This is a genomic window from Curtobacterium sp. ZW137, from assembly GCF_003762905.1.
Lineage (GTDB): Bacteria > Actinomycetota > Actinomycetes > Actinomycetales > Microbacteriaceae > Curtobacterium.
In genome coordinates this window covers 570,800-590,605 of the sequence record NZ_RJKS01000002.1, presented here as the reverse complement: position 1 = coordinate 590,605, position 19,806 = coordinate 570,800, and the positions used below count along the sequence as shown (strand labels likewise).

Sequence of the window (19,806 nt, the reverse complement as noted above, 5' to 3'; positions counted from 1 at the left end):
ATCCTCGCAGGCGCGTGGTCTGGGAGGATGCTTCCGTGCCCACCTTCTCAGCTGCTCGCGGCGACTCCTCGTTCGTCGACGCGCACGGCGTCGAGATCGTCTACTCCACCTGGCGCGCCGGCCGGCCGAAGGGGATCGTGCAGATCGCGCACGGCGTCGGTGAGTACGCGCTGCGCTACGAACGGCTCGCGCAGGACCTCGTCCGCGCCGGGTACACCGTCGTCGCCAACGACCACCGCGGCCACGGGCGGACCGGCCTCGGGCAGTGGGACGGCGACCACGCCAAGCTCGGCAAGCTCGGGCCCGGCGGGCTCCGGGCGGCGATCGCGGCCGTCGAGCGGATGACCGCGATCGCCCGGGACGAGACCCCCGGCGTTCCGCTGGTGCTGTTCGGGCAGTCGTGGGGGTCGCTGATGGCGCAGCGGATCGTGAACACCTCGAGCGAGGCCTACGACGGCGTCGTCCTGTCGGCCAGCGCCTACCGACTTCCCGGGTTCATGAACAGCGGCGACCTCAACAAGCGGCACGCGGCGACCGGGCCGACGCGGTTCGAGTGGCTCAGCCGCGACCGCGCCGTGGTGGAGGCCATGTCGGTCGACCCGCTCGTCGTCGAGGCGAACGTGATCAGCCTGTTCGGGCTCCCCGACGCCGTCCGGCTGCTCGGTGTGCCGCGGCGGGGGATCCCGCACGACGTCCCGATGCTGCTGCAGGTCGGCTCCGACGACACGCTCGGTGGTCCCCGATCGGTGGAACGGCTTGCGCGGGCGTACCGGGGGCGCGGCGGGCTGTCGGACGTGACCGTCCGGGTGTACGAGGGGGCGCGGCACGAGGTCTACAACGAGACGAACCGCGACGAGGTGGTCGCGGACCTGGTGGGGTGGCTGGGACGGGTCGTCGGGCACTGACGGTGCGTGGCGTCGGACGGGAGGCCCGTGGCGGCGCCGCCACGAGCCTCCCGTCCGTCGCGGCGTAGGCTCGGACCGTGCACGGTGAGTACAAGGTCCCAGGTGGCAAGCTCGTCGTCGTCGACCTCGAAGTGGTCGACGACACCATCCAGGAGTTCCGGCTGGCGGGTGACTTCTTCCTCGAACCGGACGACGCGCTCCCGCTGATCGACGCCGCCGTGAACGGCCTGCCCGCCACCACGGACGCCGCCGGGGTCGCCGCTGCCGTCCGCGCCGCACTGCCGCAGGACGCCGTGCTGCTCGGCTTCACGCCCGAGTCCGTCGGGGTCGCCGTCCGCCGTGCCCTGTCGCGTGCATCGGCCTGGAACGACTACGACTGGCAGATCATCCACGAGGGACCGATCAGCCCCAACGAGCACCTCGCGCTCGACCAGGTCCTCACGGAAGAGGTCGGCGCCGGCCGCCGCGGGCCGACCCTGCGCATCTGGGAGTGGGACCAGCCCGCGGTCGTCATCGGGTCGTTCCAGTCCCTCAAGAACGAGGTCGACCCGGAGGGCGCTGCGAAGTACGGCGTCGAGGTCGTCCGGCGGATCTCCGGCGGCGGCGCGATGTTCATGGACGCCGGCGCGATCATCTCCTACTCGCTGTACGTGCCGACGGACCTCGTGCAGGGCATGACGTTCGCGGACTCGTACGCGTACCTCGACGAGTGGGTGATCGAGGCGCTGAAGTCCCTCGGCATCGACGCGTACTACCAGCCGCTCAACGACATCACCTCGACCAAGGGCAAGATCGGCGGCGCCGCACAGAAGCGCCTCGGCACCGGAGCGCTGCTCCACCACGCCACCATGAGCTACGACATGGACGGCGCGAAGATGGTCGAGGTCCTGCGGATCGGCCGCGAGAAGATGAGCGACAAGGGGACCACCTCGGCGGCGAAGCGCGTCGACCCGCTGCGGTCGCAGACCGGGTTGTCCCGCGCGGCGATCATCGAGTCGCTGATCGGCACGTTCACGAAGCGCTACGGCGCGACGCCGGGGCACGTCACGGACGCGGAGCGGGCGCGAGCGCAGGAGCTCGTCGCGTCGAAGTTCGCCACGAGGGAGTGGCTCGAGCGGGTCCCGTGAGTCGCTCGGCGGCCGGGGGCCGTCGGCGGTTCTGTGGTACCGGCAAGCGTTGGTCGGCGGCCGGGGGAGGGGGGTACCCCGACCGCCGCGGAACCAGTGTGGGTGTCCTCCCCATGAACCACACATGTGGATCATGAGAATCACCCGCGCGGCTGATCCGGCGACCCGGAGCGCCACGTAGCCTCGCTTGCGTGAACTGGTTGATCCTCCTGGGGGCGGTGGCCGCTGCGGTCGTCGTGACGTGGATCGCCGATCGCCTGGGGTGGATCGACCTGTCGAACAAGTCGACCAGCAGCGGGGGATCCGGCGGTGTCATCTCGATGATGGACGAGGTCTTCGCCCCGACCCGCCACGAGACGCAGGCCGAGTACGAACGGCAGTCGCGCCTCCCGCGGGAAGCGCCGACGCCCGCCGACGACGACCACGACCTGCTCAGCGGGAGTGTGCTCATCAAGGTGCCGGCGGTGCGGGGTGGCGGCCGGCACGACGCCCGTGCGGGCACGCACGACCGCTCGTACTGAGCGGCGACGTCAGCGCGTCGTGAGCTCCTGGTAGTCCGGGTGCCGCTCGATCCACGCGGCGACGTAGCTGCACTGGGGCACGACGCGGAGTGTGGACCCTGCGCGGACGTCGTCGAGCGCCTGCTGCACGAGGATCGAGGCGTGCCCACCGCCGCGGTGTGCCGGGTCCACCTCGGTGTGCACGAAGCGGATCTCGTCGTCGTCGGTCTCGTACGCGGCGAAGCCGATCACCTCGCCGTCGTCGACGAGGGAGTACTGCTGCTGTTCGGTGTCGTTCCGGACCTCGAGTGCCATGCGGACGACCGTACCCGCGGTTCCCGGAAGCGCGGTGGAGGGGCCGCGTGGGCGTCGCTGTCCCGCGTGCGCGACGGGTGCACGCGCTGCGGAACGACGAAGTCGCTGTCGTACGACAGCGACTTCGTCGTTCCGCGTCGGTAGGCCCGGCCGTGCGGGCGTGCGGGCGTGCGGGCGCGCGGGCGCGCGGACCGCGGGCGCGCTACTCCGCGGAGTGGCGGCCGTGCGGGTGGTCGCCCTCGTCCAGCCGGGAGGCTCCGCTCGGCTCCGCAGCACCGGCTGGGGCAGCGGGGGCGTCCGCCTCCAGGGCAGCGGCGTGTGCGGCGCGCCGGGTCCGGATGGCACCGGTCGACGTCGGGGGCTCGTCGATCGGCGCAGCCGCCGAGTGCGCACCGTGCGTCGGGGCGTCCGGCAGCGGCGCACGGGTGTCACCCGCGACGTCCTCCGGCAGCACGGACACGTCGGGCGTCCCCGTGGACCGGGCCGAGCGGGGCTGCGCCGGCACGTCCGGGGAGGTCGGGACCACGTGCATGGACCCGGTGTCCGGCGACACGAGCGAACCCGACCGTGCTGCGGCGCCCTGCGCGTCGACGGTCAGGCGGTCCCGGTCGTCGTCGTCGTTCCCGCCGGCAGCAGCTGCACGTGCGGTGTCGGCCTGCTCCTGGAGCGCCGAGGTCTTGCGCAGCGGCGGCACCCGGAAGAACCAGGTCAGCACGAAGGCGATCAGGATCACGGCGAGGCCGACGTAGTACACGGTGACGGCCGAGCTGCTGAACCCGACGAGGAACGGGCGGGTGAGGCGCTTGTCCGCACCGTTGAGGAACGACGTGTCGCTCGTCGCGGAGCTCGAGGACGAGCTGGCCGCGGAGTCACCGCTCTTGAGCTGCTTGATGAGCGTCGGCGTCACCTCGTCGACGACGTTCGAACGCTGGGACGCGTTCGAGTAGTCGACCTGGAGCGTGCCGTCGACGACCTCGGCGTTCGCCTTGGACGCCGCGGTCTCGAGTGCCTGCTGCTCGGCCGCCGGCTTCGCGGCCGCGACCTGCTCGGTGATGACGGACTGCGCGGCGGCAGCGGGGACGGTGCCGGCGGCGACCTGCTGCTGCACGGCGGCGGTGACCTGCTTCGTCACGGCGGCGTCGGCCGCCTCCTTCGCCTGGACCGCGCCCTTGTCGAGGCCGTCCTGGACGTTCTTCTTCACCGGGTCGACGATCTTGTCCCAGATCTGGTCCATCACGCCCTTGTTGTCGGCCGCGTTCGCGACCGAGGGGGTGAGTGCGGCGTTCAGCGCGCTGGAGAGGTCGGACTTGTTCTGCATCGCCGTCGTGATGTTCGTCGGCATCAGGGTGAAGAGCACCGAGAGGAGGACCGCGGTGCCCATCGTGCCGCCGATCTGGCGGAAGAAGGTCGCCGCAGAGGTCGCGACGCCGATGTCCCGCGGGGACACCGAGTTCTGCGCGGCCAGGGTGAGCGTCTGCATGAGCTGCCCGAGCCCGAGGCCGATGCCGAACATGCCGAGCATCAGGAACCACAGCGGCCGGTCGGCGGTCAAGAAGGTCAGGACCGTGAAGCCGATGGCGGTGAACGCCGTGCCGGTGATCGGGAAGACCTGGTAGTTGCCGGTCCTGGCGATGATCTGACCCGAGGCGATCGAGGAGATCATCAGGCCGAGGACCATCGGGAGCATCGCGAACCCGGACTCGGTCGGCGTGACGCCCTTCACGATCTGCAGGTACAGCGGGATCGTCAGCATCGCGCCGAACATCCCGAAGCCGACGAGCACCGACAGGATCGCGGACATCGAGAACACGCGCGACCCGAAGAGCTTCAGCGGCAGGATCGCGTCGTCGCCCATCGCCCGCTCGACGATGACGAACCCGAGGAGCCCGAGCGCGCCGATCACGTAGCAGGCGATCGCTCCGGGGGAGGACCAGCCCCACGTGCGGCCCTGCTCGGCGATGAGCAGGAGCGGCACCAGGGTGACGATGACGAGCGTCGCGCCCCACCAGTCGATCCGCGGCTTCCCGCGGTCGCCGAACTTCGGCAGGTGCAGGAAGGTCAGGACCATGCCGAGGGCGATGATGCCGATCGGGACGTTGATCAGGAAGACCCAGCGCCAGCCGGCGACGAAGAGGATCTGGTCCGCGCCGGCGAAGAGCCCGCCGACGAGCGGCCCGATGACGGAGGAGATGCCGAACACGGCGAGGAAGTAGCCCTGGTACTTGGCGCGCTCGCGCGGTGCGAGCATGTCGCCCATGATCGCCAGCGGCAGGGACATCAGACCACCGGCGCCGAGGCCCTGGAGCGCGCGGAACCCGGCGAGCATCAGCATCGAGGTCGAGAACGACGCGGCGAACGACCCGATGATGAAGATGCCGATCGCGGTGAGGAACAGCGGGCGACGGCCGAAGATGTCGGAGAGCTTGCCGTAGATCGGCGTGGTGATCGTCGAGGCGATCAGGTACGCCGTGGTGACCCAGGCCTGCTGGTCGAGGCCGTGCAGGTCGTCACCGATGGTGCGGATCGCGGTGCCGACGATGGTCTGGTCGAGGGCGCCGAGGAACATGCCGGCCATCAGGCCGTAGATCACCAACAGGATCTGTCGGTGGTTCATCACGACGTTGGACGCCGTGGTCGGTCCCGCGGGTGCGGTCGCCGTCTGGGTCATGTGCAGGGTCTCCCGGTGCCGGAGCGCAATGGTGAAGAATTTTGCGCTGTCTGCAAAGTTACATCTGCCGCAAGGCGTTGGTCCGCGCCGGTGCGGCTTCCTGTGTGGATCGGCAGCGATCCGTCGAGGAACAGTAGGGTCGCGGTCATGAGCACGCCCGACGGGATCACGCTACGCCCGACCTCCCGGAGTGGTTCACGTCCAGCGGTGATCGTCCTGCCGGGCGGGGGCTACGAGGAGCACGGGCGGCCGAGCTCGGAGCCGATGGCGGAGTGGTTCGCGAGCGTCGGCGTGCACGCCGTCCTGTTCCGCTACCCGCTCCGCACGCCGGCGACCGTCGGGCCGCTGCACCCGGCGCCGATCGACGCGACCCGCGCGGTCTTCACGTGGCTGCGCTCCGGGCAGGCGGCGGAGGACACCGGGCTCCTGATCGACACCGGGCGGATCGGCGTGGTCGGGTCGAGCGCCGGGGGCCACCTCGCCGCGTGCCTGGCGAACGGCATCGACGACCCGACGCTCGACCGGCCCGACTTCTGCGTCCTCAACTACCCCGTCATCACCATGGAGCACCCGACGCGGGAACGGCCGGTCGCCGGACTGCTCGGCGACGCCCCGAGCTGGCGGGAGCGCCGCGAGCTCTCGATGGAGACCCGGGTGGATGCCCGGACACCGCCGACGTTCGTCTGGACGACCGCGGACGACCGGGTCACGCGGGCGACGAACACCCTCGCGTACGCGGACGCGCTCGTCCGGAACGAGGTGCCCGTCGAGGTGCACGTCTTCCCGCACGGCCGCCACGGCCTGGGCACCGCCGTGCGGGAGCCGCACACGTCCCAGTGGACGCGCCTCTGCGAGAACTGGCTGCACGACCAGCGCGTGCTGACCGACGAGGTGACCCAAGCCTCCTGACCGGTGCGTGCCCACCACGGGACCACCGGTGGCTACCGTGGGTGCCGTGACGACGACGCACCTCGACGACCATGTCCTGACCACCCTGCGGAGCGCGGCCGACCGCGTCCGGGCGACGCTCGGGACGGACATCGGTGACCGCGTGGAGCGGGCCCTCGGACGGACGCTGCGGGAGACGATCTCACTCGACGACGACGGTGCCTTCGTCATCACCGGCGACATCCCGGCGATGTGGCTCCGCGACTCGACCACGCAGATGGCCCCGTACCTGCGGCTGACGGCGGCGAGCCCGGCGCTCGCCGACCTGCTCTGGGCCGTGGTCCGCCGGCAGTTCCGGCTCATCGACCACGACCCGTACGCGAACTCCTTCAACCGGGAGCCGAACGGGGCGCACTACGACCCGGACGACCTGAACGCCGACCCGCTCGTGTGGGAGCAGAAGTACGAGGTGGACAGCCTCGGGTACCCGGTGACGTTCGCCCACGCGCTCTGGCGGTCGACCGGTCGTGTCGACGTCCTCGACGCGACGGCCCACCGGGCGTTCCGGACGATCGTCGACCAGTGGCGGCTCGAGACCGACCACGACCGGTCCGCGTACCGCTTCGTCCGGCCGGGTGCGGTGGCCACCGAGACGCTCGCCCGGGACGGCCGCGGGACACCCGTCGCGGTCACGGGCATGACGTGGAGCGGGTTCCGGCCGTCCGACGATGCCTGCACGTACGGGTACAACGTGCCCGCGAACCTGTTCGCCGCCGAGGCGCTGCTCGCCGTCGCGGCGATCGCGCGGGAGGTCTGGGACGACGGCGCGCTCGCTGCCGACGCCGACGCCCTGCGGACGACGATCCTCGACGGGGTCGCCCGGCACGGCGTCGTTCCGGGCCCGTCCGGTGCCGACGTCTACGCGTACGAGGTCGACGGGCTCGGCGGTGTGCTGCTCATGGACGACGCGAACACCCCGTCGCTGCTGTCCCTGCCGCTCTCGGCGCCGACGGTGCTCGACCCCGCGGTGTGGACGGTGACGCGGGAGTTCGTGCGCTCACCGGCGAACCCGTTCTGGTTCGCCGGCTCGGCCGCCGCGGGCATCGGCAGTCCGCACACCCTGCCGGGTCGGGTGTGGCCGATCGCGCTCGCCGTGGACGGGCTCGTGTCCGGATCGGCGGCACGGCGGCGCGAGGTCCTCGACGTGCTCGTCGCGACGGACGCCGGGACCGGGGACATGCACGAGTCGTTCGACGTCGACGACCCGACGCGCTTCTCCCGCCCGTGGTTCTCGTGGGCGGACGCGATGTTCTGCGAACTGGCGCTGGTGGCGGCGGAGGACTAGCCCCCGCCGCCGAGCGGCACCGCGTCAGGCGCCGAGGGCCGCGTCCACGATCTCCTTCGCCTCGCGCTGCACCTGCTCCAGGTGCTCCTGCGACACGAAGCTCTCCGCGTAGATCTTGTAGACGTCCTCGGTGCCGGACGGACGGGCGGCGAACCAGGCCTTGTCCGTGACGACCTTGACACCGCCGACCGCAGCGTCGTTGCCGGGGGCCTTCGAGAGCTTCGCGGTGATCGGGTCGCCCGCCAGGGTCTCCGCGGTGATCGCGTCACCGTCGAGCTTCGACAGGCGCGCCTTCTGCTCCTTCGAGGCCGCCGCGTCCACGCGCTGGTACACCGGGGCGCCGAAGCGCTCGGTCAGCTCGTTGTAGAGCTGCGACGGGGTCTTGCCGGTGACCGCGACGATCTCGGACGCCAGGAGCGCAAGGATGATGCCGTCCTTGTCGGTCGTCCACGCGGTGCCGTCGGTGCGGAGGAACGACGCACCGGCCGACTCTTCGCCGCCGAAGGCCACGGAGCCGTCGATCAGGCCGGGCACGAACCACTTGAAGCCGACCGGGACCTCCCACAGCCGACGGCCGAGGGACTCCGCGACGCGGTCGATGATGCTCGAGGACACCAGGGTCTTGCCGATCGCCGCGTCGTCGCGCCACGCGGGACGGTGGGCGTAGAGGTACTCGATCGCGACGGCGAGGTAGTGGTTCGGGTTCATCAGGCCGCCGTCGGGCGTGACGATGCCGTGCCGGTCGGAGTCGGCGTCGTTGCCGGTGAGGACGTCGTAGTCGTCCTTGTGCGCCAGGACGGAGGCCATCGCCGACGGGCTCGACGGGTCCATCCGGATCTTGCCGTCCCAGTCGAGCGTCATGAACGACCAGGTCGGGTCGACGTCCGGGTTCACGACCGTGAGGTCGAGACCGTAGTGGTCGCGGATCAGGTTCCAGTACGGCAGGGACGCGCCACCGAGCGGGTCGGCGCCGATCTTCACGCCGGCCTGCTTGATCGCGGCGATGTCGATGATGTTCTCGAGGTCCGCGACGTAGGTGTGCAGGAAGTCGTAGCGGTCCGGGGTGGCGTGCTCGGTGCGCTTGACCTCGGCGTTGCCGCCCTCGATGATCGCGTTCGCCCGGTTCGCGATCCACGACGTCGCGTCGCTGTCGGCGGGGCCACCGTGCGGCGGGTTGTACTTGAAGCCGCCGTCGCGCGGCGGGTTGTGGCTCGGCGTGATCACGATGCCGTCCGCGGTGTCCGGGTTGCCGGCGCGGTTGTAGCGGATGATCGCGTGGCTGAGCGCCGGGGTGGGGACGTAGCCGTTGTCGCTGTCGGCGAGGACGTGCACGTCGTTGGCGGCCAGCACCTCGAGCGCGGTGCGCTCGGCGGGGCCGGACAGTGCGTGCGTGTCGCGGCCGATGAACAGCGGGCCGTCGGTGCCCTGCGACTGGCGGTACTCCACGATCGCCTGCGTGATGGCGGCGATGTGCGTGTCGTTGAAGGCGGAGTCCAGCGAGGACCCGCGGTGCCCGGACGTGCCGAACACCACCTTCTGCTCCGGGACGGAGACGTCCGGGACCCGCTCGTAGTACGCGGCGATGAGGGCGTCGAGGTCGACGAGGTCGTCTGCGGTCGCTGGTGTTCCGGCGCGGTCGTTCATGCCCCCATCCTGGCACCAGCACCTCCGGGGCGTTCGAGGGTGACCGCCCGTGCGTACGCTGGGTCGGGCGATGGGTGGCATCGCGGTCGGGGGGAACATGGGGCAGGTCGTGCGCGCGGACGCCGCGCTGTTCGGGCGGGTCGCCCGAGAGCGGACGCGTGTCGTCGAGACGGCGCCCGGCGCGGTGCTGTCCTGGGCGGCGCTGCACCTGCTCGCCGAGCACGGGTACCGCTGGCGGCCGTCCGGGGAACCGGGACGACCGGACGCACCGGTCGGGGACCTGTTGCACGTGGACCTGACGATCGAGCACGCGCCGTCGGGGCGACTGGTGCTCGGCGCGACACCCGCCCGGTTCCTGGAGGCGTTCGGTCGCACCGTCACGTTCGCCCCGCACGAGTCCGCCGAGCCGTGGTCGCCGTCGGAGCTGACGGCGCACGCGGAGCGGCGCTCACCGGCACCCACCACCGTCGTCGTCGGCAGTGCCGACGGCACCGTCGGCGGTCTCCTCGTCGTCGAACGCGGACCGCGGACGGTCTTCGAGACCCTCCGCGTCGTGGTGGCGACCGATGACCGACGCACGGTGCGGCACGGACTGGAGGCGGGCCTCCAGTCCGTCAGTCTCGGTCGCCATCCGCAGTCCGGACTGTTCTCCACCAGCCGCGGACGGCTCGACGGGGTCACCGACCCCGTCCTCCGCGGACCGACGACCCCGCTCGCGGTCTTCGCCGGCGCCCGCGCCGTGCGGGCTCGCGGCCTGGCGGGGCGGGCGGAGGACCTCGGCGGGCGACCCGTCGGCTCGCCCCGGACGCCGGGCCTCGTGTTCTGGTTCGCCGGCGACGAGCCGGATCGATGGCGGGCCGCAGCGGAACTGGCACGCGGCGTCCGTGGGAGCGGGTTGCACCGGACCCCGTCCGCACGGGACGATGGCATCCGAACGGGGGAGGTTCGATGACTTCGGGGAGCTGGAAGATCGACCCGGCCGGGGTGCGGTCGGTGCTCGACGGCATGCAGACGTCGCTCGACGGCACGGCGGCCGCGCTGCAGTCCGTGCAGACGGGGGTCGCCGACGCGTCCGGCGGTGCCGGTGCGGTCGTGAACGAAGCGCTCGGGGCCTTCGTCGACCAGGTCAGCGACGACGTGGACCAGGTCACGTTCCGGCTCATCGGCGGAGTCCAGGGCGTCCACGGGGCGGTCGACGCCTACGTCCGCGGCGACCTCGAGATGGCGGCGGCATCCCAGCGCGCCGGCATCACGGCGCACGAGACCCACGACGTCTCCCTGTTCGTCCGGACCGCCGGGGCGGACGGCGCGACGGCCGTTCCCGGAGCCGGCCGGTGAGCGGCGTCGCGATCGGCGACCACGGCCTCGTCGACCCCGACGGCATCCCCGGATCGGAACTCGACCTGGCGACCGTGTCGGCCGCCGCGACGACGATCTCGGGCGGCGGTGAGTCGATGCGCACCGTCGCCGACGACATCCCGACGAAGTGGAAGGCGCTCGCCGGCGTCTACGAGGCACCCGAGTCGGGGCAGGCCCTCGCGCTGATGGACCCCGTCGCCGACGACACCCACGCGATCGGCAAGGCAGCACGCGGCGTCGCGAAGGCGCTCGACACCTACGCCTCCAGCGCTGCGGGGCCGAAGCAGCAGCTCGACGACCTGCGCGTCGAAGCGGCGGCGTTCGTCGCGCGGGTGCAGCACGGCGTCCCGAAGGCGACGTCGCCCTACTCGACCACGACCGCGCCGCAGGTGGACGGCTCGTGGAACGCGTACGGTGCGACCCGGACCGACGCGCCCCCGGAGAAGACCACCGTGCCCTGGTACGAGGACATCGTCACCCGGAACGAGAACGACGACATCATCCGGCGGATCAACGCGCAGGTCGCGCTCCTCGAGCAGGCCCAGGCGGACTGCGCGACCGCGATCAAGACGGCATCGGGAGCGAGCCTCGAGGGCGCCTACGTCGCTCCGTCGGAGAACGACCTCAACACCCGCGGCGTCGACCTGCCGTGGAGCACACCCGGCACGGCAGACGGCAAGACCTGCGGTGAACAGTTCTCCGAAGGCGCGACGGACGAGCTGCTGCAGTCGCTCGAGAGCGGCATCCACATGCTCGGCTTCGACAACCAGGGAGCCTGGTCGACCGACACCCTCGGCTCGACGTGGGGCGGCTTCGCCGACGGTGCGGCCACACTCGGGCTGTTCCTCTCGCCCTACGCGTGGGTCGACGCCGCGCTCGACCCGAAGGGCGACGCGGCGAAGGCGCACGACGCCGCCGGGCAGGCGCTCGGCGACTGGTGGACCGAGGCGCAGGAACACCCGGGCGCGGCTGCGGGAGCTGCCGCGATGGGGCTCGGGCTCGGTCTGGGCGGGCCCGGCGGCCTCGCGAAGGACACCGCGAAGGCGACGGAGCTGGCGGAGGGGCTGTCGAAGCTCGGGCTGCACGGGCTGAGCCGGGACGTCCGGTCCTGGGTGGAGCACGGTGCGTCGAAGGAGAGCGTCGACGCACTGCACGACCTGGTCGACCGGACCTACCGCGACTACACCGGGAGCGACGACTTCACGCCGGGGATCGGGAAGGGTGACGGCTCCTTCGACCAGATGCTGCGCGGCGAGATGGCGCAGTTCGCGGACGAGCACCCGGACCTGCTGCGGCCGCATGACGAGGCCTCGCTGCCGCACGGCATCGAGTCACAGCCGTTCACCGACGGGGGCGGGTTGGCTGCCGCGGAGGCGGCGGGCGGCCACACCCTCGAGCGGCACGTCCGGCCGGACCTGCACGGGCAGGAGCTCGACGACTGGATCCGCTCGCGGAACGGCGGCAAGAGCGCGAACAGCGTGTTCACCGTGCAGACGTCCGAGGTCGACAAACTGGTCGCGAACACGCTTGACTTCAACCACGAAGCGGTCCAGGAATGGATCCACGCCAATCAGGTCGCCGACAAACCGACACGGACCGAGGGCTTTGACTGGCCTTCGGACCGGGTAGTCGGTCGGGGCTATGCCCCGGGACGCACGCCGCCCATGCACGACGACACGGTGGTCCGCGTCGTGCTGCGGTGGGACCCGACTGCGGAACCGCCCTACCGAGTGATCACGACCTACCCGAAGGCGACGTTGGACCAGTGAACGACTCAGAACGGCGCGCGGTCGTCGCCGAGATCCCGCACCTGCGCAACTTGCTCGGGGCAGTGTTCAACTACGATTGGGACCTCGACTTCGAGGATGCTGAAGCCGCTTACGCATCCGTTCTCGACGATCTCGATCCCGAAGCGCGCGCCGTGTACCTGCGTGAGGCGCAGGTCCTCGAGCGGGAGCTGACGACCGAAGCTGAGGTACAGGCCTTCCTGAACTTCGTCGGGTCTGGGCTCGCTCCGAGTGTGCATCTCGGCGTGCCTCTCGCCGAGTGGCCGAGTTCCCTGACCCGCAGGATCGGTGAGTCGACGTGAGCAACGATGAACTCCCTCTCCGAGGGATCCGCTCGCGGAAGGACGGGCAGACACCGAAGAGCGTCTACACGCTGCCCGTGGAGCACAGGGTCGCGGAGCTCGACGCGGAGTTGGCAGCGATTGCGAGCCGGAGGGAGTGCCACCGATGCGTAACACGACCGTGGTCCGGGCCGTCCTTCGTTACGATCCGTCCCGCAATCCGCCGTACTTCGTCCTCACCGCCCACCCGAGAGTTGCGCCTGAATGAGTGGAATCGAGAAGTACCGTGCGCTCGTCGAGCGTTCGCCCAGCGTCCGCAACTTGCTGGCAGCGGAGTTCAACCAAGACTGGGATCTCGACCATCCCGACGTGGAATCGGTGTACGCATCGACCATCGACCAGCTTGAGGGTCGCGAACGCGACGTGTACTTGGAAGAGGCGAAGCTCCTCCAGCAAGAGCTCGGTGAGGACGATTCCGTCAAGGGATACATGCGGTACGTCGGAACGGGGCTGTCGCCGATGTTGGACCTCGGGATGACGCCGAAGCAGTGGTTGGACGCGCTCGTTGCGCGTCTGGAGCGCGGATGATCGACGTCCCACGACCAGCACGAAAGAGGAGTACGTGATGCCCCATGCCGTCAGGACCGGGACCTCGGTGTTCACCGGCGGGACCGACGACGCGAACCGGATCGTCGCACACGCCCTGGACGCCAACCACCTGCGGATCCGTACCTGGGTCGCCGATGACTGCCCGAAGCCGCTCCGCGTCTACGCGGTCCCCGGCGGTGTGACCGGGCGCGGCATGCCGTTCGGCGAGGTCCAGGACCTGGACGCCGTCCGGGTGGTGCTCACCGCGGCACCGGACCGTCCCGCCGGGTACACGGTGCTGACGGCCTACCCCGCGGTCGCGAGCATCACCGCGACGAACTTCGACGCCTTCGACGACTTCGTCGGCGCCTACTTCCACCAGGACTGGGCCGACGCACCCTACGGGGCTGCCGATGCCCTGGAGCACTACCTGGCGATCAGCTCCGACGACGACCAGCGTGCGCTGCTCGGTGACGTCCGTGACCTGGACGAGGTCCTGCCCGACGCGGCGGCACTGGGCGGGCGACTCGTGGAGCTCGACTGCAACTACGTGCCGGCCGAGGAAGGTCTCGACGATCGCGAGTGGCTCCGTCAGGTCGCGCAGCGTGTCGAGACTGGGCTCGCCGGCGTCTGAGGACCAGGACCAGTACCGAGTGAACGGTGGACGCAGGAAGTTCGCGACGATCCCGTCCTTTCGGGAGAAGCAGGGTTTCACCATGCGGCCGGAGGGCTCGATCGGAAGGGTCTACGACCCGAAGGTGCAGGGGCACGAGATGTCCGACGCGAGGACGGTGCGGGTCGTGCTCCGATCAACTGCCCCGTCCCCGTTCTGCGAGGTGCACGCCTCGTATCCGACGAAATGAGCCTGGTGGACATCGACGAACTCACGAAGGACTTCCCACGTTTCTCAACCTTGATGGGTGGGTACTTCAACTACGACTGGCGCGATGATCACGAGTCCGCGGAGGCCGTCTACGACGAGGCGCTCAAACGGATGCCCCGGAGCAGGGTCGAGCAACTCGGCACCGAGCTGAGGGTCATCGCATCGACGTTCACGACCGATGAGCGGGTGCAGACAGTCCTCGACACCCTCGACACGGGCCTGGATCCAGCGCTCGACACGGGTTTGTCGCCGGTCGCGTGGCTCGAACAGCTCCGCGCGTACGTAGACCGAGACCTTGCTGAGCTGCCTGGTCCGCAGGATCCGGCAGTCGACGTGAGCAACGACGAACTCGCGCTCCGCACGCCCCGCATCGTGAACCTGCTGGCTGCGTACTTCAACTACGACTGGAATCTCGACCATCCCGACGTCGAAGCGGTGTACGCCGATGCGTTCGACGACCTTCCCCCCGAATCGCGACGGGCATACCTCGAACAGGCACGAAGCCTGCAAGCGGCGCTCGATGACGATGACGCGGTCAAGGGATACATGCGGTACGTCGGAACGGGGCTGTCACCGATGTTGGACCTCGGGATGACGCCGAAGCAGTGGTTGGATGCGCTCGTCGCACGGCTGGAGCGCGGATTGTGAAGCGGTACGAGGAAAACCAGGAGCTCGCACGCCGCACGCCCGAGATCTACGGGGTGTCGGCCGAGGACGGCCTCGACGATCGCGAGTGGCTCCGTCAGGTCGCGCAGCGCCTCGAGGCTGCGGGCGCCGGGGCCTGAGGACCAGGACCCGGAACGAGCGAACGGCCGCCCGGCCCGGGTCGAAGGGGGGAGGACCCGGGGTGGACGGCCGTTCGCGGTCGGTCGCCGCGAAGCGCTCAGGCGGTGCGGAACGATCCCGTCGCGGTGCGGAACGAGCCGGTGACCGTGCGGTTCGACGCGGTGACGGTGCCCGGTCGCGCGGACTGGGTGTCCACGAAACGGCCGAGGCGTCCGGTGACCGGCACGCCCGTGTAGGTGCCGACCGAGCGGTCGGAGCGGGAGCCGGTGTAGGTGCCGTGCTCGTCACGTCCGCCGAGTCCGGACACGAAGGCGCCGCCGAACGGGAAGGTGCTGTTCGTCATGGTGGTCTCCTCGATGTGGTGGCAGCGTCGAGGGGAACGCCGAGTCGGCGGCCCTGACGCCGTCGGCTGGAGACACCAACAGTACCCGGTTGTCTTGAGTAATGCAAAACAACCGGTTGCATCGGCGCGGCTCAGGCGATGAGCTCGCAGAAGCTCCTGCCCGCAACGGTCCAGCTCGAGCGTGCGACGAGGCCCGCACGGGCGGCGTGCCCGTGCAGTGCGTCGAGGCCGACCTCCGCCCAGGGGAACTCGGCGCTCTCGTGGCCGTCGGTGTCGATCACCCTCGCCCGGTACGTACGGTCGGCCGTGCGGTCGACGTGCGTCTCCACGACGACGCGGCCGCCGACGCGGACGATGTCCCGGCAGCGCTCGAGCAGGGCGGTGGGGTCGCCGCCGATGCCGATGTTGCCGTCGAGGACGAGCGCGGTGTCCCAGCGCCCTTCTTCCGGGACGGAGTCGAACACGGAGCCCTGGACGGCACGGCCGCCGGCACGCCGTGCGATCGCGACGGCATCGGCGGAGACGTCGACGCCGAGCGCCGGGATGCCGAGCGTGCGGGCGGCGACGAGCATCCGCCCGGGACCGCACCCGATGTCGATCACGGGGCCGTCGACGTCGTCGAGCAGGGAACGGTCGACACGGTCCGCAGCGGCGCTCCAGCGTCCGACGTCGAGCGTGACCTCGGCGTCCGGGCGGTCCGGGTCGGTCAGGCGGAGGCGACCGTCGGAGCGGAGTGCTCGTGCGTACGGCTCGTCGCCGCCGGTGCCGAACGTGACCGGGGCCTGGGTGATGTCGCTCATCGGGTGCCTCCTGATGTGAGGGGGGTCGTCGCCGTGGTGAGGGGCGACGTCAGTGATGCGGCGAGTGCCGCGGCGAACGCGGAGTCGGGGACGAGCTCGGCGACGCGTCGGGCGTCGGGCACAGTGTCCACGTCGAGCAGGGTGGCGAGGGTGCCGACGTCGAGTCCGGCGTCGACCAGCCGTGCGCGCTGCACGGCGCCGGTGTCGTCCCGGGACATCGGGACGCCGCGCAGGTGCGTGCCGTCCGGCTCGCGGAGGTACAGGGCCCAGAAGCCGCCGTCCTCGGCCGGGCCGAACCAGGCGTCGCGCTCGGGGTCGTGCAGCACGGGCGCGAGGTCGTCGGCGGAGAGCTGTGGGGTGTCCATGCCGACCAGGAGCGTCGGACCGGTCATCGCGTCGAAGAGGTGGCCGAGGCGCTCGTCGAGTCCGCCGCCGGGCTGGTGCAGGACGTCGAAGCCGGCCGCGGCGTCCGGGACGACCGAGCCGTCGAAGAAGAGCACCCGGCGGGCGACCGGGAGCGCGGCGACGGTGCGGAGGGTGTCGTCGAGGCTGCCGGCAGCGACACGCGCTGCGTCCTCGGGGGTCATCGCCGGGGTCAGGCGGGTCTTCACCTTGCCGGGCAGGCACTCCTTCGCGATGACGACGACGGTCAGCGGCGCGACGGTGGTCTCAGGGGTGTTCATGCGTTCGTCCCCTCGGCGACGGGGGCCGGCGCGACGACACGGGTGCGTCCGTCGCGCCGGTACTTGCGGAGCAGCCGGGACATGTCCCGCACCGCGTTGATCGTGCCGCGGAGCGTGCCCGTGACCTTGCTGTCGCCGATGCGCTGCTCGTAGCCGATGTCGGACTCGTCGACGCGCCAGCCGGCGGCGTGGGCGGCGAGGACCATCTCGAGCGGGTAGCCACTGCGGCGGTCCTGCAGGTCGAGGGCCACGAGGTCGGCGCGGCGCATCACGCGCATCGGGCCGAGGTCGCGGAGCCGGTACCCGGTCGCGCGGCGCATCAGGACCGCCAGGACCCGGTTCGCGAAGCGCGCGTGCGGTGCCCAGGCGGCGGGGGTGGTGGGGACGCGGCGGCCGAGCGCCAGGTCGACGCGGCCGGTCGCGACACGGGCGACGAGCGGCGGGAGCTCGGCGGGGTCCATGGACGCGTCGGCGTCGCAGAACGCGACGTACTCCGCCGTCGCTGCGGCCACGCCGGCGGCACAGGCCGATCCGAAGCCGCGTCGGGTCTCGGTGACGACGAGCGCGCCGTGCGCACGGGCGACCTCGGCGGAGCCGTCGGTCGAGCCGTTGTCGACGACGATCGCGCGGTAGCCGGAGGGCAGGCGGCCGATCACCTTGGGCAGGGCGTCCGCCTCGTCCAGGCACGGCAGGATCACGTCGACGTTCATGTCGACCATTCGGTGCGGTCGGCCGTTTCGACGGGAGCTGGTTGCCATGCACACCAGGCAACCGGAGTGTCGCCGCTGACGCACAGGATGCTCGTACCCCGTGTCCGGTCCGCGCACAGCAAGCGTCCGGTGGTGGGCAGGGGACCACCGGACGGGAGGCACGGTGCGGGCTGGCACCGTGCCTCCCGTCCGGTGGGTGGTGGCGACCAGGTCGTCAGCGGACGGCCGCGCGCAACGGCGCGTCCGCGAACTCGCGCATGCCCCGTTCGAAGTCGACCTCGGCGCGCCAGCCCAGCTCGTCCGCGATCCGCGCGGACGAGGCGGTGACGTGCCGGACGTCGCCGAGACGGTACTCGCCGGTGACGACCGGCTCCAGGCCGGCCGTGCCCGCGATCGCGGCGGCCATGTCGCCGATGGTGTGCACGGTGCCCGACCCGACGTTGTACGCCCGGAAGGAGTCGTCGGGCAGTGCGTCCGTCGCGGCGATCGACGCGAGGTTGGCGCCGGCGACGTCGTCCACGTGCACGAAGTCCCGTCGCTGCGCGCCGTCCTCGAAGACCCGGGGTGCCTCGCCGCGGGCGATCGCGGAGCGGAACAGGGATGCGACGCCGGCGTAGGGCGTGTTGGCGGGCATGCCGGGGCCGTAGACGTTGTGGTACCGGAGCGCGACGGCACGGCCACCGGTCGCCCGGGCCCACGACGAGGCGAGCTGCTCCTGCGCGACCTTCGTCTGCGCGTAGACGTTCCGGGGGTCGAGGGCGGCGGACTCGTCGATCAGGCCGGGGACCAACGGCTGCCCGTCGGGACCGATCGGGTCGAAGCGGCCGGCGTCGAGGTCCTCGCGGCGGCGGGCGGGCGGCCGCACCGGCTCGCCGGTCGATGTCGTGTACGCCCCCTCGCCGTAGACGACCATCGAGCTCGCGACGACCAGGCGGCCGATCCCGAGCCGGTCCATGCCGGCCAGGACGTACGCGGTGCCGGCGTCGTTGCTGGAGACGTAGTCGGGGGCGTCCTGGAAGTCCACGCCGAGGCCGACCTTTGCGGCCTGGTGGCAGACCACGTCGATGCCGTCGAGTGCGGCGTCGAGGGCCACGCGCTCGCGGACGTCGCCGTGCACGAACGCGATGCCCCGCGCTTCGTGGTCCGCGATGACGGCCTGCGGGTCGCCGTGCACGTCGGCGCGGAGGGAGTCGAGGACGCGGACCTCGTGGCCGTCGGCGATCGCGCGACGGACGATCGCGGAGCCGATGAACCCGGCGCCGCCGGTGACGAGCAGGCGGCTCATGCCGAGGCGCCCGTCACGCGCTCGTCCGCTGCGGGGTCGCTCGCGGCGCGCTCGCTTGCTTCGGCTGGGACGAGCTCGCGTGGGGTGAAGTCGTCCGGGATCGCGCCGACGATCGAGCCGATGGCGCCGACGATCACCTCGTTCGCGCGGGCCAGGCGTTCCATCACGAGTGCGTGGGTGACCGGGGTCTCGGCGGCGGCTTCCGCTTCGTCCTCGGTGGGGGCGAGCCCCGCGTCGGCGTCCGTCACGAACGACAGGTTCACGGTGCCGATCCCGAGCTCGGCGGCGAGCGGGACCTCCGGCGTCATCGTCATGTTGATCGTGTGCCCGCCGGCCTCGCGCATCCACACCGACTCGGCGCGGGTGGAGAAGCGCGGCCCCTGGATGACGACGCACGTGCCGGTCGGGCGGAACGGGACGTCCAGCGCACCGACGGCCTCGATCGCGACGCGGCGGAGCACCGGGTCGAACGGGTCCGCGAAGGACAGGTGCTGGACGGCGTCCTCGAAGAACGTGTCGGCGCGGCCCCACGTCCGGTCGATGAGCTGGTCGGTCACCACGAAGGTGCCCGGGGCGTAGTCCGGGTGCAGGCCGCCGACGGCGCTCGAGGACACGATCGCGCGGACCCCGAGCGAGCGGAGCGCCCACAGGTTCGCGCGGTGGTTGATCCGGTGCGGGGCGACCGAGTGCTCGCGGCCGTGGCGGGTGAGGAACGCGACGCGCTTGCCGGCCATCGTCCCGACGGTGATCGGGGACGAGGTCGACCCGAACGGTGTCGGCACGTCGAGCTCGTCGGCGGTGCCGGGCGCGAAGAGCTCGTAGAGGCCGGAGCCGCCGATCACGCCGATGGTCGCAGTCGGGTTGGTGGCGGGCAGGTCGTTCTCCACAGGTCCTCCGGTTCGTCTGGGC

At 71.3% G+C, this 19,806-nt stretch carries 22 protein-coding genes; 13 read left to right on the top strand and 9 right to left on the bottom strand.

The window, feature by feature from the left end; translation table 11 throughout:
• Positions 1 to 35 precede the first annotated feature (35 nt).
• From EDF55_RS08000 to EDF55_RS07990, 3 genes are all read left to right on the top strand, one after another.
• On the top strand, positions 36 to 905 hold the full coding sequence (locus EDF55_RS08000; protein WP_123654361.1) for an alpha/beta fold hydrolase: 870 nt from the start codon (positions 36 to 38) through the stop codon (positions 903 to 905).
• Between the two features lie 77 nt (positions 906 to 982).
• Positions 983 to 2,032, top strand: a complete 1,050-nt coding sequence (locus EDF55_RS07995) for a biotin/lipoate A/B protein ligase family protein (protein WP_123654360.1) — start codon at positions 983 to 985, stop codon at positions 2,030 to 2,032.
• Between the two features lie 191 nt (positions 2,033 to 2,223).
• Positions 2,224 to 2,553 (top strand): hypothetical protein, encoded by a 330-nt coding sequence (locus EDF55_RS07990; protein WP_123654359.1) that lies wholly within the window; start codon positions 2,224 to 2,226, stop codon positions 2,551 to 2,553.
• 9 nt (positions 2,554 to 2,562) lie between these two features.
• Here the strand turns inward: EDF55_RS07990 and EDF55_RS07985 are convergent, their stop codons facing one another.
• Both EDF55_RS07985 and EDF55_RS07980 read right to left on the bottom strand, forming a co-directional pair.
• Positions 2,563 to 2,847 (bottom strand): GNAT family N-acetyltransferase, encoded by a 285-nt coding sequence (locus tag EDF55_RS07985; RefSeq protein WP_123654358.1) that lies wholly within the window; start codon positions 2,845 to 2,847, stop codon positions 2,563 to 2,565.
• Between the two features lie 202 nt (positions 2,848 to 3,049).
• On the bottom strand, positions 3,050 to 5,515 hold the full coding sequence (locus EDF55_RS07980) for an MDR family MFS transporter (protein ID WP_123654357.1): 2,466 nt from the start codon (positions 5,513 to 5,515) through the stop codon (positions 3,050 to 3,052).
• 147 nt (positions 5,516 to 5,662) lie between these two features.
• On the opposite strand from EDF55_RS07980, the gene EDF55_RS07975 reads away from it, so the two are divergent.
• Both EDF55_RS07975 and EDF55_RS07970 read left to right on the top strand, forming a co-directional pair.
• Entirely contained in the window at positions 5,663 to 6,424 is a 762-nt protein-coding gene (locus EDF55_RS07975) for an alpha/beta hydrolase (protein WP_123654356.1), read from the top strand.
• A 46-nt stretch (positions 6,425 to 6,470) separates the two neighbouring features.
• The gene (locus EDF55_RS07970; RefSeq protein WP_123654355.1) at positions 6,471 to 7,748 is read left to right on the top strand and encodes a glycoside hydrolase family 125 protein; all 1,278 of its coding nucleotides are present in this window, start codon (positions 6,471 to 6,473) and stop codon (positions 7,746 to 7,748) included.
• Positions 7,749 to 7,772: 24 nt separating this feature from the next.
• Here EDF55_RS07970 and pgm read toward each other — a convergent pair whose 3' ends face one another.
• Positions 7,773 to 9,392 carry a phosphoglucomutase (alpha-D-glucose-1,6-bisphosphate-dependent) gene (pgm, locus tag EDF55_RS07965; protein ID WP_123654354.1) on the bottom strand — a complete coding sequence of 540 codons (1,620 nt, stop codon included), beginning with the start codon at positions 9,390 to 9,392 and terminating at the stop codon, positions 7,773 to 7,775.
• A gap of 70 nt (positions 9,393 to 9,462) precedes the next feature.
• On the opposite strand from pgm, the gene EDF55_RS07960 reads away from it, so the two are divergent.
• From EDF55_RS07960 to EDF55_RS18755, 8 genes are all read left to right on the top strand, one after another.
• Positions 9,463 to 10,344: a DUF6177 family protein gene (locus EDF55_RS07960; protein ID WP_123654353.1), complete on the top strand. Its 882-nt coding sequence runs from the start codon at positions 9,463 to 9,465 to the stop codon at positions 10,342 to 10,344.
• Complete coding sequence (locus EDF55_RS07955) at positions 10,341 to 10,730, top strand: DUF6507 family protein (protein ID WP_123654352.1); 390 nt, start codon at positions 10,341 to 10,343, stop codon at positions 10,728 to 10,730. The genes EDF55_RS07960 and EDF55_RS07955 overlap by 4 nt, the downstream gene beginning before the upstream one ends.
• Positions 10,727 to 12,520 carry an RNase A-like domain-containing protein gene (locus EDF55_RS07950; RefSeq protein ID WP_123654351.1) on the top strand — a complete coding sequence of 598 codons (1,794 nt, stop codon included), beginning with the start codon at positions 10,727 to 10,729 and terminating at the stop codon, positions 12,518 to 12,520. The genes EDF55_RS07955 and EDF55_RS07950 overlap by 4 nt, the downstream gene beginning before the upstream one ends.
• Positions 12,517 to 12,840, top strand: a complete 324-nt coding sequence (locus tag EDF55_RS07945; RefSeq protein ID WP_123654350.1) for a contact-dependent growth inhibition system immunity protein — start codon at positions 12,517 to 12,519, stop codon at positions 12,838 to 12,840. The genes EDF55_RS07950 and EDF55_RS07945 overlap by 4 nt, the downstream gene beginning before the upstream one ends.
• 243 nt (positions 12,841 to 13,083) lie before the next feature.
• Positions 13,084 to 13,407 (top strand): contact-dependent growth inhibition system immunity protein, encoded by a 324-nt coding sequence (locus EDF55_RS07940; protein WP_123654349.1) that lies wholly within the window; start codon positions 13,084 to 13,086, stop codon positions 13,405 to 13,407.
• Positions 13,408 to 13,444: 37 nt separating this feature from the next.
• Entirely contained in the window at positions 13,445 to 14,041 is a 597-nt protein-coding gene (locus tag EDF55_RS07935) for a contact-dependent growth inhibition system immunity protein (protein WP_123654348.1), read from the top strand.
• Positions 14,042 to 14,275: 234 nt separating this feature from the next.
• Positions 14,276 to 14,938, top strand: a complete 663-nt coding sequence (locus tag EDF55_RS07930) for a contact-dependent growth inhibition system immunity protein (protein WP_123654347.1) — start codon at positions 14,276 to 14,278, stop codon at positions 14,936 to 14,938.
• The gene (locus tag EDF55_RS18755) at positions 14,935 to 15,075 is read left to right on the top strand and encodes a hypothetical protein (protein WP_185017220.1); all 141 of its coding nucleotides are present in this window, start codon (positions 14,935 to 14,937) and stop codon (positions 15,073 to 15,075) included. Before EDF55_RS07930 ends, EDF55_RS18755 begins: the two co-directional genes overlap by 4 nt.
• A gap of 98 nt (positions 15,076 to 15,173) precedes the next feature.
• Here the strand turns inward: EDF55_RS18755 and EDF55_RS07925 are convergent, their stop codons facing one another.
• From EDF55_RS07925 to EDF55_RS07900, 6 genes are all read right to left on the bottom strand, one after another.
• Positions 15,174 to 15,419, bottom strand: coding sequence for a hypothetical protein (locus tag EDF55_RS07925; protein ID WP_123654346.1), 246 nt, complete (start codon positions 15,417 to 15,419; stop codon positions 15,174 to 15,176).
• Positions 15,420 to 15,550: 131 nt separating this feature from the next.
• Positions 15,551 to 16,219 carry a bifunctional 2-polyprenyl-6-hydroxyphenol methylase/3-demethylubiquinol 3-O-methyltransferase UbiG gene (locus EDF55_RS07920; RefSeq protein WP_123654345.1) on the bottom strand — a complete coding sequence of 223 codons (669 nt, stop codon included), beginning with the start codon at positions 16,217 to 16,219 and terminating at the stop codon, positions 15,551 to 15,553.
• A complete protein-coding gene (locus EDF55_RS07915; protein ID WP_123654344.1) occupies positions 16,216 to 16,902 on the bottom strand; it encodes a DUF2064 domain-containing protein in 687 nt (228 codons plus the stop codon). The genes EDF55_RS07920 and EDF55_RS07915 overlap by 4 nt, the downstream gene beginning before the upstream one ends.
• Positions 16,899 to 17,621: a glycosyltransferase family 2 protein gene (locus EDF55_RS07910; RefSeq protein ID WP_123654727.1), complete on the bottom strand. Its 723-nt coding sequence runs from the start codon at positions 17,619 to 17,621 to the stop codon at positions 16,899 to 16,901. The genes EDF55_RS07915 and EDF55_RS07910 overlap by 4 nt, the downstream gene beginning before the upstream one ends.
• A gap of 205 nt (positions 17,622 to 17,826) precedes the next feature.
• Complete coding sequence (locus EDF55_RS07905; RefSeq protein ID WP_123654343.1) at positions 17,827 to 18,897, bottom strand: NAD(P)-dependent oxidoreductase; 1,071 nt, start codon at positions 18,895 to 18,897, stop codon at positions 17,827 to 17,829.
• Positions 18,894 to 19,784, bottom strand: coding sequence for an MTAP family purine nucleoside phosphorylase (locus EDF55_RS07900; RefSeq protein ID WP_260235858.1), 891 nt, complete (start codon positions 19,782 to 19,784; stop codon positions 18,894 to 18,896). The genes EDF55_RS07905 and EDF55_RS07900 overlap by 4 nt, the downstream gene beginning before the upstream one ends.
• Between the last annotated feature and the right edge of the window lie 22 nt (positions 19,785 to 19,806).